Consider the following 14,851-nt stretch of genomic DNA (forward strand, 5'->3'; position numbering starts at 1 on the left):
CCTGTGCCACTCCGTCTCCGCTTTGGGTCTCCCCCCCCCCCCCCCCCCTCCCCCCCCCCCCCCCCCCCCCCCGCCACGCCCTCCACGTACGCCACACACCCGGAAGCGCGGGAGATCGTGTTCGACTTTCTTGAAGGTTACGACGTCCTCGCGGCGTTCTGGATGACGGTCAAACTGACCGTCTTCTCCGCCGTCGGCTCCCTGGTCTGGGGCACCCTGCTGGCCGCGATGCGGGTCAGCCCCGTCCCGCTGATGCGCTGGTTCGGCACCGCCTACGTCAACATCGTCCGGAACATCCCCCTGACGGTCATCATCGTCTTCACCTCGCTCGGCCTCGCCGACATCTTCGGGATGACGATGGGCGCGTCCGACGACTTCGAGCTGCAGGGCTTCCGGCTCGCGGTGCTCGGTCTGGCCGCGTACACCGCGGCCTTCGTCTGCGAGGCGATCCGTTCCGGCATCAACACCGTGCCCCTGGGCCAGGCCGAGGCGGCGCGAGCGATCGGGCTGAGCTTCAGCCAGACGCTGCGGCTCGTCGTGCTGCCGCAGGCGTTCCGCGCGGTCATCAACCCGCTGGCCAACGTCCTGATCGCCCTGACCAAGAACACCACCGTGGCGGCCGCGATCGGCGTGGCCGAGGCGGCCTTCCTGATGAAGGAAATGATCGAGAACGAGGCCCAGACGCTGGCCATCGGCGCGGTGTTCGCCCTCGGGTTCGTGGTCCTGACCCTTCCCACCGGCCTGCTGCTCGGCTGGCTCGGCAAGCGACTGGCGGTGAAGCGATGAGCTCGGTCCTCTACGACTCCCCCGGGCCCCGCGCCAAGCGGCGCAACGTCCTCCTCTCGGTTCTCTTCATCGTCCTGCTCGGCCTGGCGCTGTGGTGGGTCTGGACGAAGATGGACGAGAAGAACCAGCTCGAGTGGTCCCTGTGGGAGCCGTTCACCACCTCTGAGGCGTGGACGACCTACCTGCTGCCGGGCCTCGGCGACACCCTGAAGGCCGCGGCGCTGTCCATGGTCATCGCCCTCCCGCTGGGCGCGTTCTTCGGCATCGCCCGTATGTCCGACCACCGCTGGGTGCGCGTCCCGGCCGGTGCGGTGGTCGAGTTCTTCCGGGCCATCCCGGTGCTGCTGCTCATGCTGTTCGCCAACGAGTTCTACGTCCGCTCCACGGGCGTCAGCAGCGAGGACCGGCCCCTGTACGCCGTCATCACCGGCCTGGTGCTCTACAACGCCTCGGTCCTCGCCGAGGTCGTGCGGGCCGGCATCCTCGCCCTGCCCCGGGGGCAGACGGAGGCCGCGTACGCGGTCGGTCTGCGCAAGGGCCAGACGATGACCAGCATCCTGCTGCCGCAGGCGGTCACCGCGATGCTGCCGGCCATCGTCAGCCAGCTCGTGGTCATCGTGAAGGACACCGCGCTGGGCGGCGTGATGCTGGGCTTCACCGAGCTGCTGAACGCCCGGAGCACCCTGGCGGCCAACTACGCCAACGTCGTCCCGAGCTTCATCGTCGTGGCGATCGTCTTCATCGTCCTCAACTTCCTCCTCACCTCGTTCGCCTCCTGGCTGGAGGGCCGACTGCGGCGCAGCAAGCGCAGCACGGGCGCGGTGCTCGCACCGGAAGAGGTCGAGGACAACCCCGCCGCGGTGCCCGGCACCTACGGCACCGGCGCGGGCGGCGGCATCTGACGCGCACTCAGGGGTCCTTGCACCATGAGCGCCTGATCAGGCCGCGCGACCCGGGCGGGCATGGTGCAAGAACCTTTCAAGCGGGTTGACCTGTACGGAGGCAGTGGCGGGCTCGCCACTGCCTCCGTCGCTTGACGCAAGCAGCGGCAATGGGTTGCATACGTTCTGTGATCGTGCACCCTGCTCCAACCTCTTGTTCACTCACGTCCCTCAGGACACCTTCGCGGGCAGGGGGCGGCACACCGTGGACCCGGTGATCATCGTCGGAGCGGGGCCCGTGGGGCTGACGCTCGCCCTGTCGCTGGCGCGGCAGGAGGTGCCGTCGATCGTCCTCGACGAGGGTCCGGGCAAGGACGAACCGCGGCTCGCCCGCAGCGTCGTCCTGCGCGCCGACACCACCGCCCTCGTGGAACGGCTCACGGGAACCTCCCTCGCCGCGGCCGGATGCCGTTGGGCCGGATGGCGGGCGATGCGGCGCAGGCAGGTGACGCGCGCGGTCACGTTCGACGAGGGCGAGGACGCGCCCGTGCACCTGACGCAGCACGCGCTGACCGGCGTCCTGCGCGCAGCCCTCGCCGGCGAGCGGCTGGTGCGGATCGCCGTGGACAGCCGCCTGGACACCGTCGAGCAGGAACCTTCCGGTGTCACCGCCCACACCCGCGGCCCCCGGGGTACGTGGTGGCGCGGCAGCTTCCTGGTGGGCTGCGACGGCCCGCGCTCCACGGTCCGCAAGCTCCTCGACATCCGCTTCCCCGGCCGTACGGCGGTGGAGCGGCACGCCGTGGCCGCGCTGCGCACGGAGCTTCCGTGGGCCGGTGAGGCGTTGCTCCATCGGGCGCCGCCGTGGCGGACGTCCGGTCCCTCCGCCGGGGAGATCACCGGTCGCCCGCTCCCGGACGGCGTCTGGCGCCTGGACTGGCTGCTGCCGCCCGGCAAGGACCTGGTCACGCCCGAACTGCTGGTCTCCCGCGTCCGGGAGACCCTCGCCGGCTGGAGCGACGGCACGACCCCGCCGTACGAGCTGCTCGACACCGGTGTCCACACCGTGCACCACCGGCTGGCCCGCCGCTGGCGCGTGGGGCGGGTCTTCGTCGCCGGGGACGCCGCGCACCTGCTCGGCGCGCTCGGCTCACAGGGCCTCGAGGAGGGGCTGCGGGACGCCGACAACCTCGCCTGGAAGCTGGCGCTGGCCTGGCACCACGGACCGCAGGAGGCGCTGCTCGACAGCTACCAGACCGAGCGGCGTGCGATCGTCGCCGCCCGGTTGCGCGCCGCCGACCAGGCGCTTCCGCTGCTGCGCGGCGGCGGCGGCATAAGGGCGTACGTCCCCGGCACCGCCCGCGGTCACGACCTGCTGCTCACGGACGGTCACCTGGGGCGCGGGCCCCTGGGCGCGCCGGGCACGCACGTCGGCTCCCCGCTCACACCCCAGGAGCTGGAGGCGGCGGTCCCCGTGGCCACGCCCCCCGGCTCGCCGGTGGAGGACGTACGGGTCACGGCGGAGGACGGCTCGTTCGTGCGGCTCCACGACCGGCTGGGCCGCGGCGCCCTGCTCGTCGTGCTCATCGCGCCGGGCACGGGCGTGTGGGAGCGCAAGCACTGGGTGGGCGCCGGCATCATGCCCCGGCTCGCCGCCGCGGTGACGGCCCTGCCCTGCCCGGCGGAGCTGCTGGTCACCGAGGCCTATCCGGGCGCGGCCGCCCACACGGTCCTGCTGATCCGCCCCGACGGCCACCTGGTCACGGCGCTGAGCGGCGTGCGGCCGGCCGATCTGTACACGGCGGCGGAGACGGCGATGGGTGGGGATGTGGGAGCGAGGGCCGGAGCGGAGGCTGAGGCCGAAGCGGGTGCGGGGGCCGGGGCGGGGGCCGGGGCGAGTGTGAAGTGAGGTGGGTGCGTGGCGCGTGGGGGCGGTGGCTGTGTGCGGGGTGGGTGCCGGGGGCTCACGGCGGTGGCGGTGCCGAAAGGCTCGCGGCGTGTGAGGTGCCGAAGCTCGCGGCATGTGCGGTGGTGTGATGATCGGCTGATTCCACTCACGGTCACCCTGCGGTCCGGATCGTGACACTCAGTTGACCGATGCGCACCGGCATGCTGTACTCCGCATCGTGACCGACACCTGTGTGCGCCTGTGGCGGAGGGTCCATATGGACCTCGTCCGCTATGCGGGCTGCGTGTGTCGTCCGTCCTGCTGAACTCGCATCCCTCTTCCACCGGCGCGCGCCGCGATACGCCGATGCGCCCTCGCGCTGCCGCGCGCCCCGCGAACGCTTCCAGGACGGTACCCGTGTCAGTCTCCCCTTCCCTGTCTGCCGCCGTCGTTCCGCCCACTCAGGCGGAGCTCCTCGACTTCGTCCGGCGTACGGCCGCCGACCCCGATCTGGTCTCCTCGCTCCCCCTCGATCCGGAGGGCCGTACCTGGGTGCGCCTGGAGGGCCCCGGCGGCAGCGAGGCGTGGCTGATCGGCTGGCCGCCCGGCACCGGAACCGGCTGGCACGACCACGCCGACTCCGTGGGTGCCTTCCTCACCGCTCGGGGAACGCTCACGGAGAACTCGCTCGCCGCCCGGCTGCCCACCGACGGCTGGAGGACCCTGGAGCTGTCGGACGGCGTCGACCGCTCGCGCCGGCTGGCGGCGGGCCTGGGTCGCGCCTTCGGACGCCACCACGTCCACGAGGTGCTCAACGAGTCCACGGACGAGCACGCGATCTCCGTCCACGCCTACTACCCGCCGCTGCCGCGCATCCGCCGCTACAGCCGGTCGGGCCAGGTGCTGCGCCTGGAGCAGGTCGAGCGCCCGGAGGACTGGCAGTGAGCGGCGAGCGGAACGGGACGGCCGTGCGGAACGTGGCTGTCGTACAGAAGGTGACGGTCGTAGAGAAGGTGACCGCTGTAGAGAAGGTGACTGCTGAGCAGAACGTGACGGTCGAGGGGACCGAGTCCCCTGAGCGGACCAAGAGGGCTCAGCCGGCCGAGCAGGCCCAGCAGACCGGGACGGCTCAGCAGACCGAGCGGCCTCGACACGTCGGGCAGCCTGAGCAGGCTGAGCCGCCGGGAGCGTCCCTCGGCATAGACGTGTTGCTCGAGCGTGTGCGTGCCGGGTACGCGCGCGTGGAGGCGCGGGAGGCTTTCGAGGCCGCCCGCGCGGGCGAGGCCGTACTCGTCGACATCCGCTACGCGGCCCTGCGCGAACGGGACGGGCTCATCCCGGGTGCGCTGGTCGTCGAGCGCAACGAGCTCGAGTGGCGCCTCGATCCGCAGGGCAGCCACCGTCTCCCCGAGGCCACCGGTCACGACCTGCGGATCGTCGTGATCTGCAACGAGGGCTACGCCTCGAGCCTGGCCGCCGCCTCGCTGCACCAGGTGGGCCTGCGCCGGGCCACCGACCTGGTCGGCGGGTTCCAGGCCTGGCGGGCGGCGGGACTGCCGGTCACCTCGTAGGGCTGTCCACGCCCGCCGTGCCACGCACGCGCTCCTTCGCGACGGCCGGTCACTCCTTGGCGGTCGCCACCGTCACCGCGCGGACGCGCAACGCCATCCGGCCCGGCAGCGCCGTCGCGGCGAGGGCGAGGAGGCCGGCCACCGCGACCACCGCGGCATACACCAGGGGCGTGACCGCCGGTGCCGCGCCGCCCGTCATGCCGACGCTGAAACCGGTCAGGACGCTCAGGGCGATCCCACTGCCGAGGGCCGTGGCGAGGAGCAGGACCGACAGCGCCTCCAGACGCAGCATGCGCAGCACCTGACGGCGGGTCGCCCCGGCGAGACGCAGCAGCGCGAACTCCCTCACCCGTTCGGAGACGGACATGGCGAGCGTGTTGACCACGGCGATGGCCGTGAAGGCCAGCACGAGCCCCATGGCCAGGAGATTGACCTCCGCGTTCGCCTGCTGCCGGGCCGCTTGGAGCGAGTCGGCGGCGCCCGGGGAGAGAACGGTGACCCCCGGGAACTCACGGAGCGTAGCCGCGAGTTGTGTCTGTGTACGGTCCGTGCTGACAAGGAGCGAGGAGGAGAGCGGGTTGTCGACGTGGCGTGCGAGCAGGTCGTGGTCGAAGGTGAGGTCGCCGAAGCCGAGCCCCCTGGCGTAGACGGCGGCCACGGTGAGGGTGGCGGGAGTGCCGTCGCCGAGCGTCAGCCTCAGGGTGCTGCCGGGTGTCAGGTGCAGCTGGTCCGCGGCCAGTTCACTGACGGCGACGGTGCGTCCGGAGAGCTTGCCGAGGGAGCCGGCGGTGACGTCCGGGTCCCAGGTGCGGGCGAGTCCGGCGGGCGTGACGCCCTGGGCCGCAAACTTGTCGAGCCCGACCCGGACGGTCGTGCGGACGACCTCGGTGACGACGTCTCCTCCGTCGCGCAGTCGCCGTGCCGCCTCGGTGGGGACACCGGGGCCTCGTGAGGCGACGACCCAGTCGGCGGTGACGCCTTCGCGGGCCTGGGCGCGGGCCGCGTCCCCGAGCGTGGGCTGCACGAACAGGACGGTGCAGGTCATGCCGACGAGCAGGGTGAGGGGGGTGACGACGGAGGCCATACGGACGGCGTTGCCGCGGAGGTTGGCCCTGGCGAGCCTGCCTTGTGGTCCGGTCAGGCGCAGCGGACCGGCGAGGAAGAGGGCGGCCGCCTTGACGAGGAGCGGCCCGAGGAGGGCGACGGAGGTGGACAGGACGACGACGGCGAGGAACGTCACGGGCGTCGAGGCGGCTTCGGTGCGCAGGACGCCGAGCAGGACGACGAGGACGCCACCGCCGGCGAGCAGGAGCAGACCGGCGAGGATACGGCCCCAGGCGGGCCGGGTGCGTTCGGACCGGGCTTCGGCGAGGGCCTCGGTGGGGCGGATCCGGATGACCCGACGGGAGGCGATCCGCGCGGAGGCCCACGCTCCGAGCAGGGTTGCGGTGAGGGCGACCAGGGGCGGGAAGACGCTCACGCCGTGCTCGAGCGTGGCGGGTACGGCGCCCAGGGCGACGAACCTGTCGTGCAGGCGGCTGCCGAGCGGCAGGCCGAGGAGGGCGCCGGCTGTTCCCGCCGCCGCGCCGACGAGCAGCGCCTCCCGTCCGAGGAGGGCGCGGACCTGCCCGGAGGTGGCGGCCACGGCGCGCAGCAGGGCGAGTTCACGGTGGCGTTGCTGGACGGTCAGCGCGAAGGTCCCGACGACCACGAGGACCGCGACGAGCAGTGAGGTGCCGCCCATCGCGCCGCCCATGCTGACCAGTCGGGTGCGGGCCGCGGCGGCGTCCAGGAACTCGACCGGTCCCCGTGCGTCCCCGACGGCGACCTGTGCGCTCGTGCCCTCCAGGGCCGCCACCACGGCCTCCCGCAGTCTGCCCGGGTCCGTGCCCGGCCGCGGGATCACTCCGAACGCGGTGACCTGCCCCGGGTGGGCGGCGAGCCGGCGGGCCTCGGCCGCGGAGAAGAACAGCGACGTCTGGTGGCGTACGTCCGTGGCGGGGGCGGCGATTCCGGTGACGCGGTAGGCGCGGGGTGCCTGCGTCGACTGGACGGTGAGACGGTCTCCGGGGACGAGGTGGGCCCGCTCGGCGAGGTACCGGTCGACGACGATCTCGTCGGCTCGCTCGGGGGCGGCCCCCGTGATGAGCCGGTACGGCGTCAGTGCGGCGGACTCCCAGGAGTGGCCGTGGGAGGGCCTGCCGGTGAGGCGGGCGCCGTCGGCCGTGGGTGCCGACGGCTCGGCGAGGAAGGTGAGTTCGGGGACGACTCGGGCGACGCCCGGCGTGTCGGCCAGGGTGCGTGCGAGACCTGCCGGGAGCCAGGCGCGTTCGGCGACGGGTTTCGCCTTGTGCTTGACCTTCGTCTTGCCCTTCTTGTGTTTGACGGTTCTCTGGTGCACGTTCTGGTCGGCGGAGACGACGACGGGGGTCGCGGCATACCGCTCGGTGCGGATGGTGCCGCGCAGTCCTGTCTCCAGGAGGGTGCCGCACGCGGTGATCAGGGCAGCGGCGCACATCAGGGCGAGGAAGGCACCGAGGAAGGCCGTCTTGCGTGCGCGCAGGGAGGTGAGGGCGTAGCGCAGCATCATGGGCGTTCTACCTCTTCGGTGGTGGGGGCGGGGAAGGCGAGGAACCGGGTGAGCAGCGTGCGCGCGTCGGGCGGGGTGCGGGATTCGGGCCGCCGGTAGCGGTTGAGGAGGGCGATGTACTCCTCGAAGAACGCCCGGAGTTCGGGCAGCGTGAGCCGGATGGTCCCGCGCGAGTAGGGGAAGGCGTCCGCCCAGGGGTCGTCGTCGTGCGCGTCCCGCTGGAGTCGCTCGAAGAGTTCCAGGTCGGCGGCGTAGGCGTGGTGGTTGAGCTCGTCCATGACGTGCCGCATCTCGGGGCTCTGCCGGCTGCGCGGCGGGAAGCGGCGGTCGCCGGGGACGGCCCGCCACCAGCGCTCACGGCACCGGGGCTCCTCCCGGGCGGCCGTCCGGCCGTCCGTCTCCTCGACGAAGCCGTAACGGGCCAGCTCGCGCAGGTGGTAGCTGGTCGCCCCGGTGTTCAGGCCGAGGGCGCGGGCGAGCGTCGCCGACGTGGCCGGGCCGTGCAGGGTGAGGTGTTCGAGCACGCGCTGACGGCGCGGCTGGGCGAGCGCCTTGAGCGCGGCGAGATCGCCGAGTTCGACGGGGGCAGCGAGGGCGCGATCTCCTGCGGCTTTCGCTGTGGCGGGCCCACCGGGGTCGGGATGCTGTGGCATGGCTACACAGTCGTCTGTGCACAGGGCTCTGTGCACTGCGGTGACCCGGCGTCCCTGACGGGGGGTTAGCCCCACCCGGGCGTCGAGGAGTCAGAGGAGGTGCCGGGGTCACGGCCGGTTCCCGGCCGGTGGCCGATGGTCGGTGACCGATGGCCGGGTCCGCGGGCGCGGGGTGTTCGACGGCGCCGCAGACCGCGCGGGAACGCCGCCCTGCCCCACGTCCCTCAGAACTCCTCGCCCTCCAGGAACTCCGCGTCCTCCCCCTCTGCCTCCAGCGCCTGGCGGACCACTCGCAGGGCCATGCCCTGGGAGTAGCCCTTGCGCGCGAGCATGCCGGCGAGACGGCGGAGCCGTTTGTCCCGGTCGAGGCCGCGGGTCGAACGCAGTTTGCGGTCGACCAGGTCGCGTGCGGTGGACTCCTCCTGGTCGGAGTCGAGCTGGGCGACGGCCTCGTCGATCAGTGTCGAGTCGACGCCCTTGGTCCGCAGTTCCTGTGCGAGCGCCCGGCGGGCCAGCCCCCGGCCGTGGTGCCGGGACTCCACCCAGGCGCCCGCGAAGGCACTGTCGTCGATCAGCCCGACCTCCTCGAACCGCGAGAGCACCTCCTCGGCGATGTCGTCCGGGATCTCCCGCTTGTGCAGGGCGTCGGCGAGTTGCTTGCGCGTGCGCGGGGTCCCGGTGAGCAGGCGCAGGCAGATCGCCCGTGCCCGCTCAGCCGGGTCCCCTGAAGGCTCCCCCTTCTCGGCCCTCGACGAGAGGGAAGCGCCTTCGTCCTCGGTGGACGGTTCTCCGAAGCCCCGTCGGCGGCGCCCACGCCCACCCCGTGGACCGCCGTCGGTGCCGCGCCCCGTCCGGCCGCCGCGGCGTCGCCCTTCGCCGTCGGAGGTCCCGTCGTCGCCGTACCGGCCGTGGTCGGGCCGGCCGGACACGTCGTCGTCCGGTCGGCCGTCTGGCCGTTCGTCACCTCGGGCGGGGCCGCCGGCAAGGCTCCCCGGTTCCCGGGGGGTGCCGGGGTGGGCGTCGTACTCGGCCCGGTCCGTTCGTCGCGTCACGGATCAGCTCTTGGCAGCTGCGGCCTTGGTCTTGGCGGCCTTGGCGGCAGCGGGGACCGTCTTGGCGGCGTCGTCCGCGGACGTCCCCGGGGTCGGTGCGGTGTCCGCGGCGGGCTCGGCCGCGGGCTCGGCCGGACGGACGCCCACGCCCAGCTTCTCCTTGATCTTCTTCTCGATCTCGTTGGCGAGGTCGGGGTTGTCCTTGAGGAAGTTGCGGGCGTTCTCCTTGCCCTGGCCGAGCTGGTCGCCCTCGTACGTGTACCAGGCGCCTGCCTTGCGGACGAAGCCGTGCTCCACGCCCATGTCGATCAGGCCGCCCTCGCGGCTGATGCCATGGCCGTAGAGGATGTCGAACTCGGCCTGCTTGAAGGGAGGCGCGACCTTGTTCTTGACGACCTTGCAGCGGGTGCGGTTGCCGACCGCCTCGGTACCGTCCTTCAGGGTCTCGATGCGGCGGATGTCGATGCGCACCGAGGCGTAGAACTTCAGCGCGCGGCCACCGGTCGTGGTCTCGGGGGAGCCGAACATCACACCGATCTTCTCGCGGAGCTGGTTGATGAAGATCGCGGTGGTCTTGGACTGGTTGAGCGCACTGGTGATCTTCCGCAGGGCCTGGCTCATCAGGCGGGCCTGCAGACCGACGTGGCTGTCGCCCATCTCGCCCTCGATCTCCGCGCGCGGGACGAGCGCGGCGACGGAGTCGATGACGATCAGGTCGAGGGCACCGGAGCGGACGAGCATGTCCACGATCTCCAGGGCCTGCTCGCCGTTGTCCGGCTGGGAGAGGATCAGGTTGTCGATGTCGACGCCGAGCTTCTTCGCGTACTCGGGGTCGAGGGCGTGCTCGGCGTCCACGAAGGCGACCTGTCCGCCGGCCTTCTGGGCGTTGGCCACGGCGTGCAGGGTCAGCGTGGTCTTACCGGAGGACTCCGGTCCGTAGATCTCCACGACACGGCCGCGCGGCAGGCCACCGACGCCCAGGGCCACGTCCAGGGCGGTCGACCCGGTCGAGATGACCTCGATGGGTTCCATCGACCGCTCGCCCATGCGCATGACCGCGCCCTTGCCGAATTGTCGTTCAATCTGTGCGAGTGCGGCGTCCAGCGCCTTCTCGCGGTCGGTTCCTGCCATGGGTTCCACCCGGTTTGCTTGAGTCGATCGCTTCACGTCAAAGACGCTAACGCCTGCCACTGACAATGCGCCCCGACGCCGGCCCGGCCTGTGGATAACTCGGGTACCTACCTGTCCAAACCGGGACAGAATCCTCACCGAGAGCCTCACCGGAGCCTCCATAAGAATGGATGTTCGATTTTGGTGTCAAGCGCACCACGCGGCACTCCGAAGGCTGCGTCCACCGCACCGGCAGCGGCCCGGACGGCCGGGCAGCTACCGCACCGGCAGCGGCCCGGACGGCCGGGCACCGGCACGCTCGCGGACACCGGCCCCGGCCCGGGTGACCCGGTGCCGACACGCTCGTGGACACCGTCCCCCGGCCGTACCGACCCTCACGGCCTGTCGCCGGAGCCGCTCCCCGACCCGGCGGTGCGCCGCCGCGCCCTGGACCACAGCCGCCGCGCGCGCGTCAGCGGGTTCGGGCCTTCACCCCGTCTGCGGTGCCCGTGGACACGGGGGTCGTCCGTGACGTCGTACCGCTTCACGTACGCGCCCAGGAACGCCTGCAGCGTGGCGACCGCCGGGATCGCGACCAGGGCGCCGACCGCGCCGAGGAGGGCGGTGCCGGCGACGACCGAACCGAAGGCGACGGCGGGGTGCACGTCCACCGTCTTCGAGGTCAGCTTGGGCTGGAGCATGTAGTTCTCGAACTGCTGGTAGACCACGACGAAGATCAGCACCCAGACGGCGTACAGCGGCGTGACCGTGAAGGCGATCAGCATCGGCAGCGCGCCCGCCAGATACGTGCCGATGGTCGGGATGAACTGCGAGACGACGCCCACCCACATGGCGAGTGCGGGCGCGTACGGGATACCGAGGACCTGCAGCAGGACGTAGTGGGCCCCGCCGGAGACGAGGGCCATCAGTCCGCGCGAGTACAGGTAGCCGCCGGTCTTGTCGACGGCGATCTCCCACGCGCGCAGCACCTCGGCCTGCCGTGCGGGCGGCAGCACGGAGCACAGGGCGCGGCGCAGGCGGGGCCCGTCGGCGGCGAAGTAGAACGAGAACAGCGCGATCGTCAGGAGCTGGAACAGGCCGCCCAGGACCTGCGTGGAGATGTCCAGGACGCCGGCCGCGCTGTTCTGCGCGTACCGCCTCAGCCAGTCGGAGTGGAGCAGCCCCTCCTGGATGTCCACCCGCCTGAGGTCGGTGTGGAACGTGGTGTTGATCCAGTTGATCACGGAGTCGAGGTACTGCGGAAAGTCCTCGATCATCTTGATGATCTGCCCCGCGAGCATCGAGCCGAGCAGGGTGAAGAAGCCCGCGAAGCCGATCAGCAGACCGAAGAAGACCAGGAAGGTGGCGAGCCCCCTGCGCATGCCACGGGCGGCCATCCGGCTCACCGCGGGTTCTATGGCGAGAGCCAGGAAGAAGGCGATGAGGATGTTGATCAGCAGACCGGTGAGCTGGTGGAAGGCCCAGGTGCTCAGCTGGAACACACCGAAGAGAGCGAACGCGAGCAGCATCGCGCGCGGGAGCCAGCGCGGCATGCGCCCGCCGGGCACGGCATCGCCGCCTGCCGGGGGCCTGGCGGGAGGCGTCGTGTCCGAAGGGGATGTGTGCGGGCCGACCTGCCCTGTCTCGTCAGTGGGTGCCACGGACCAAGTCTCGCCCACGCCACCGACAATCGGAGACCCCGGACGATCTCCGTGACGGATCAGCGCTTCTCCTGCGGAACGTTCATCACCGCGCACACCACGCGCCACACGTCCTTGGCGTCCCAGCCGGCCGCGAGCGCCTCGTGCACCGTGCGCCCGCCGAGTTCCGTCATCACGTGATCACGCGCGAAGGTGTCGGCGTAGCCCGTGCCGAAGTGCTCGTCCATCCGCTGCCAGAAGACCGTCAACCGCATGACACCAGTATCCCGCCCCCGGGGGTGGCCCCTGCCGGGACGGCCTGCGGAGACCGCTTTCCGCCCTACGGTCTGACCCATGGCCGAACCAGGAGCATCCCCACTCCCCCCGACGCCCCGGGCGCCCTCCCCACTCTTCCGCGCCGAGCACTTCGTCTGGCTCACCGCGCGCGTGCTGGAGCAGCGCCTCTTCGCGTACCACTTCCTCCATGGCGCCGCCGACCCCGTCGAGACGGCGCTCGACGCCTACCGCAACGAGGACGGGGGGTACGGCCACGCGCTGGAACCCGATCTGCGCGGCCCCGTCAGCCAGCCCCTGCACACCGTTCGCGCCCTGCGCGTCCTGGACGCCCTGGGGCGCTGCGGAGGGCAGCGGGTGGAACGGCTGTGCCGCTATCTCACCTCCGTCTCGACCGCTGACGGAGCGCTCCCGGCGGTGCATCCCAGCCAACGCGGCTATCCGGCGGCGCCGTTCGTGCCGATCGTGGACGACCCGCCGAGCGAACTCCTTGCGACCGGCCCGGTGGTCGGCGTGCTGCACCGCAACGAGGTCTGGCACGCGTGGCTGTTCCGAGCCACGGACTACTGCTGGCAGGCGGTGGACGCGCTGGAGACGTCCCACCCCTACGAGATCCAGGCCGCCGTGGCCTTCCTGGACTCCGCACCCGACCGCCCGCGCGCGGAGGCGGCCGCAGACCGGCTGGGCCGTCTGGTCCGCGAGCACCGGCTGGCCGTCCTGGACCCCGACCGCCTGGACGCCTTCCCGGTCGCTTCGGGCTACGCCCCCGGCGAGCACCACTTCCCGTACGACTTCGCCCGCGCCCCCGGCTCCCTCGCGCGCGCGTGGTTCACCGACGACGAGATGGCCCGCTCCCTGGACTTCCTCGCCGCCGAGCAGCAGGAGGACGGCGGCTGGCCGATCCGATGGCGCCGCTGGGCGCCGGGTACCGCCCTGGAGGCCCGCCCCATGGTGACCGTCGAGGCCCTGCGCACCCTCAGGGCGTACGGCCGCCCCGTCGGCTGACGAAGAGGGTGTCCGGGGGAGCGCACGCCCGGATGCCGGCCCGGTCGCCGGAGGGCCCCGGTCACCCGGCGAGGGCCCGCACCCCCGCCGTGACGACCACGGCCACCGCGACGACCAGCAGGAACGGCGCTCGCAGGACGAGCGCCACGGCGGCCGCGGCGAGCCCGGCGGCCTTCGCGTCGAGCACGAGGGCCTGCCCGTCGGCGAAGGTCTGCTGGGCGGTGAGGGCGGCGAGCAGGGCCACGGGCAGCAGCGCCGCCAGCCGTCGTACCAGGGGCCGCTCGAGGACGCCGGTCGGAACGAGCAGCCCGACGAGCGCGAACTGCGAGGCGCCGGTGAACACCAGAAGGCTCAGCGCGCAGCTCTGCCACACGCTGAGCCCGCTGCCCGCCGAGGTCACCCCGAAGGCGAACCCGGAGAGTCCCACGGCGACCCCGACGCCGAGGGCGTCCCGGACGACGGCGGAGTCCGGCCGGCGTCCACCGCCGGCGTCCACGTCTGCGCTGCTGTCTGTTCTGCCACCCGCCGGACGGTAGGAGCAGCCGCCGCCCGGGGTCTTGTACGTTCTTGCGCTCACGCTGGGAAGCGCCCGGCGGCACGCCCACGATCCGGGTGAAGTGGCGGTTGAGGTGCGGCTGGTCGGTGAACCCCACCGCGACGGCCGCCTCGGCCGGCGCCGTCCCCGCGTCGGCGCGCCCGGCGGACGCGGGCGTCGGTGAGCCAGGTGTGGGGCGGCATCCCGTAGGCGTCACGGAACGCGCGCAGCAGGGCGAAGGGGCTGGTCCCCAGACCGTCGGCCGGCACCTCCAGGGTGGGCGGATCGGCGATCCGCTCCTCCAGCACGGCACGCGCGCGTGCGGCGACGCGCGCCCCGGCCGTGCGCGCCGGCCGCTCCGGCAGGGGGCCGCCGTTCAAGCGCAGCAGCCGGGTCACGGCGACTCTCAGCAGCGTGTCGGCGGCCAGCGCGTTCCCCTCGTCCGCGGCCCGCAGCACCCGGTGCACGAGGGCGGCGGCGTACGGTCGTCGAGCACCGGACTGACGAACGCGGGGGTGCCCCGCAGGGCCGTGGTCTCGGCCGCTATCTCCGCGACCAGTTCCGGCGACGGATACACGGCCCCGTACCGCCACCCCTCGGGCACACCGGCCCGGCCGGTGTGCGCGGTGTCCGGGTTGACCAGGGCGAGGGCGCCGGCCCCGGCGTACTGGTCGACCCCGCCGTGGTGGAAGACCTCCACGCCCTCCGCGATGGCGGCGATCACGAAGTTCTCGTGCGTGTGGCGCACGAACCTCTTGCGCACGTAGCGCGCCCGCAACAGATCGACGCCCGGCAGCTCCGCGTACTGCCAGTGCCGCGCCCGCTCCAGCCCCATACTCCCCATCC

14 protein-coding genes and 1 pseudogene are annotated in these 14,851 nt (G+C 72.5%); 7 read left to right on the forward strand and 8 right to left on the reverse strand.

Annotated elements, in window-relative coordinates; genetic code table 11:
- Positions 1-117 precede the first annotated feature (117 nt).
- From ACZ4YY_RS30180 to ACZ4YY_RS30205, 6 genes are all read left to right on the forward strand, one after another.
- Positions 118-786 carry an amino acid ABC transporter permease gene (locus ACZ4YY_RS30180; protein ID WP_468297381.1) on the forward strand — a complete coding sequence of 223 codons (669 nt, stop codon included), beginning with the start codon at positions 118-120 and terminating at the stop codon, positions 784-786.
- Positions 783-1,688 carry an amino acid ABC transporter permease gene (locus ACZ4YY_RS30185; RefSeq protein ID WP_468297384.1) on the forward strand — a complete coding sequence of 302 codons (906 nt, stop codon included), beginning with the start codon at positions 783-785 and terminating at the stop codon, positions 1,686-1,688. The genes ACZ4YY_RS30180 and ACZ4YY_RS30185 overlap by 4 nt, the downstream gene beginning before the upstream one ends.
- Before the next feature lie 244 nt (positions 1,689-1,932).
- Positions 1,933-3,576, forward strand: a complete 1,644-nt coding sequence (locus ACZ4YY_RS30190) for an FAD-dependent monooxygenase (protein ID WP_468297468.1) — start codon at positions 1,933-1,935, stop codon at positions 3,574-3,576.
- 232 nt (positions 3,577-3,808) lie between these two features.
- Positions 3,809-3,880, forward strand: coding sequence for a putative leader peptide (locus ACZ4YY_RS30195; protein WP_309544753.1), 72 nt, complete (start codon positions 3,809-3,811; stop codon positions 3,878-3,880).
- 41 nt (positions 3,881-3,921) lie between these two features.
- Complete coding sequence (locus tag ACZ4YY_RS30200) at positions 3,922-4,500, forward strand: cupin domain-containing protein (protein ID WP_468297387.1); 579 nt, start codon at positions 3,922-3,924, stop codon at positions 4,498-4,500.
- A 254-nt stretch (positions 4,501-4,754) separates the two neighbouring features.
- Positions 4,755-5,126 carry a rhodanese-like domain-containing protein gene (locus ACZ4YY_RS30205; RefSeq protein WP_468297472.1) on the forward strand — a complete coding sequence of 124 codons (372 nt, stop codon included), beginning with the start codon at positions 4,755-4,757 and terminating at the stop codon, positions 5,124-5,126.
- Between the two features lie 49 nt (positions 5,127-5,175).
- Here the strand turns inward: ACZ4YY_RS30205 and ACZ4YY_RS30210 are convergent, their stop codons facing one another.
- From ACZ4YY_RS30210 to ACZ4YY_RS30235, 6 genes are all read right to left on the reverse strand, one after another.
- Entirely contained in the window at positions 5,176-7,716 is a 2,541-nt protein-coding gene (locus ACZ4YY_RS30210; RefSeq protein WP_468297390.1) for an ABC transporter permease, read from the reverse strand.
- The gene (locus tag ACZ4YY_RS30215) at positions 7,713-8,369 is read right to left on the reverse strand and encodes an ArsR/SmtB family transcription factor (protein WP_468297393.1); all 657 of its coding nucleotides are present in this window, start codon (positions 8,367-8,369) and stop codon (positions 7,713-7,715) included. The genes ACZ4YY_RS30210 and ACZ4YY_RS30215 overlap by 4 nt, the downstream gene beginning before the upstream one ends.
- 224 nt (positions 8,370-8,593) lie before the next feature.
- On the reverse strand, positions 8,594-9,421 hold the full coding sequence (gene recX / locus ACZ4YY_RS30220; protein ID WP_468297397.1) for a recombination regulator RecX: 828 nt from the start codon (positions 9,419-9,421) through the stop codon (positions 8,594-8,596).
- A 3-nt stretch (positions 9,422-9,424) separates the two neighbouring features.
- A complete protein-coding gene (gene recA, locus ACZ4YY_RS30225; RefSeq protein ID WP_468297400.1) occupies positions 9,425-10,552 on the reverse strand; it encodes a recombinase RecA in 1,128 nt (375 codons plus the stop codon).
- A gap of 374 nt (positions 10,553-10,926) precedes the next feature.
- Positions 10,927-12,192: an AI-2E family transporter gene (locus ACZ4YY_RS30230; protein WP_468297403.1), complete on the reverse strand. Its 1,266-nt coding sequence runs from the start codon at positions 12,190-12,192 to the stop codon at positions 10,927-10,929.
- A gap of 59 nt (positions 12,193-12,251) precedes the next feature.
- Positions 12,252-12,446: a DUF3046 domain-containing protein gene (locus ACZ4YY_RS30235; RefSeq protein ID WP_468297406.1), complete on the reverse strand. Its 195-nt coding sequence runs from the start codon at positions 12,444-12,446 to the stop codon at positions 12,252-12,254.
- Between the two features lie 79 nt (positions 12,447-12,525).
- Here ACZ4YY_RS30235 and ACZ4YY_RS30240 point away from each other — a divergent pair, with 79 nt between their 5' ends.
- Positions 12,526-13,470, forward strand: coding sequence for a hypothetical protein (locus tag ACZ4YY_RS30240; RefSeq protein WP_468297409.1), 945 nt, complete (start codon positions 12,526-12,528; stop codon positions 13,468-13,470).
- Between the two features lie 61 nt (positions 13,471-13,531).
- On the opposite strand, the gene ACZ4YY_RS30245 is transcribed toward ACZ4YY_RS30240, so the two are convergent.
- Positions 13,532-13,825 carry an AzlD domain-containing protein gene (locus tag ACZ4YY_RS30245; protein ID WP_468297478.1) on the reverse strand — a complete coding sequence of 98 codons (294 nt, stop codon included), beginning with the start codon at positions 13,823-13,825 and terminating at the stop codon, positions 13,532-13,534.
- 41 nt (positions 13,826-13,866) lie between these two features.
- Positions 13,867-14,849: pseudogene (locus tag ACZ4YY_RS30250) on the reverse strand (AraC family transcriptional regulator).
- Between the last annotated feature and the right edge of the window lie 2 nt (positions 14,850-14,851).

It is taken from the genome of Streptomyces sp. NPDC030143, from assembly GCF_055573695.1.

What these genes read in the sequence shown, in the direction of transcription:
- ACZ4YY_RS30185 (WP_468297384.1), top strand. Translation starts at nt 783, where the DNA reads ATGAGCTCGGTCCTCTACGACTCCCCCGGGCCCCGCGCCAAGCGGCGC.
- ACZ4YY_RS30200 (WP_468297387.1), top strand. Translation starts at nt 3,922, where the DNA reads ATGCGCCCTCGCGCTGCCGCGCGCCCCGCGAACGCTTCCAGGACGGTA.
- ACZ4YY_RS30210 (WP_468297390.1), bottom strand. Translation starts at nt 7,716, where the DNA reads ATGATGCTGCGCTACGCCCTCACCTCCCTGCGCGCACGCAAGACGGCC.
- ACZ4YY_RS30215 (WP_468297393.1), bottom strand. Translation starts at nt 8,369, where the DNA reads ATGCCACAGCATCCCGACCCCGGTGGGCCCGCCACAGCGAAAGCCGCA.
- recA (WP_468297400.1), bottom strand. Translation starts at nt 10,552, where the DNA reads ATGGCAGGAACCGACCGCGAGAAGGCGCTGGACGCCGCACTCGCACAG.
- ACZ4YY_RS30235 (WP_468297406.1), bottom strand. Translation starts at nt 12,446, where the DNA reads ATGCGGTTGACGGTCTTCTGGCAGCGGATGGACGAGCACTTCGGCACG.
- ACZ4YY_RS30240 (WP_468297409.1), top strand. Translation starts at nt 12,526, where the DNA reads ATGGCCGAACCAGGAGCATCCCCACTCCCCCCGACGCCCCGGGCGCCC.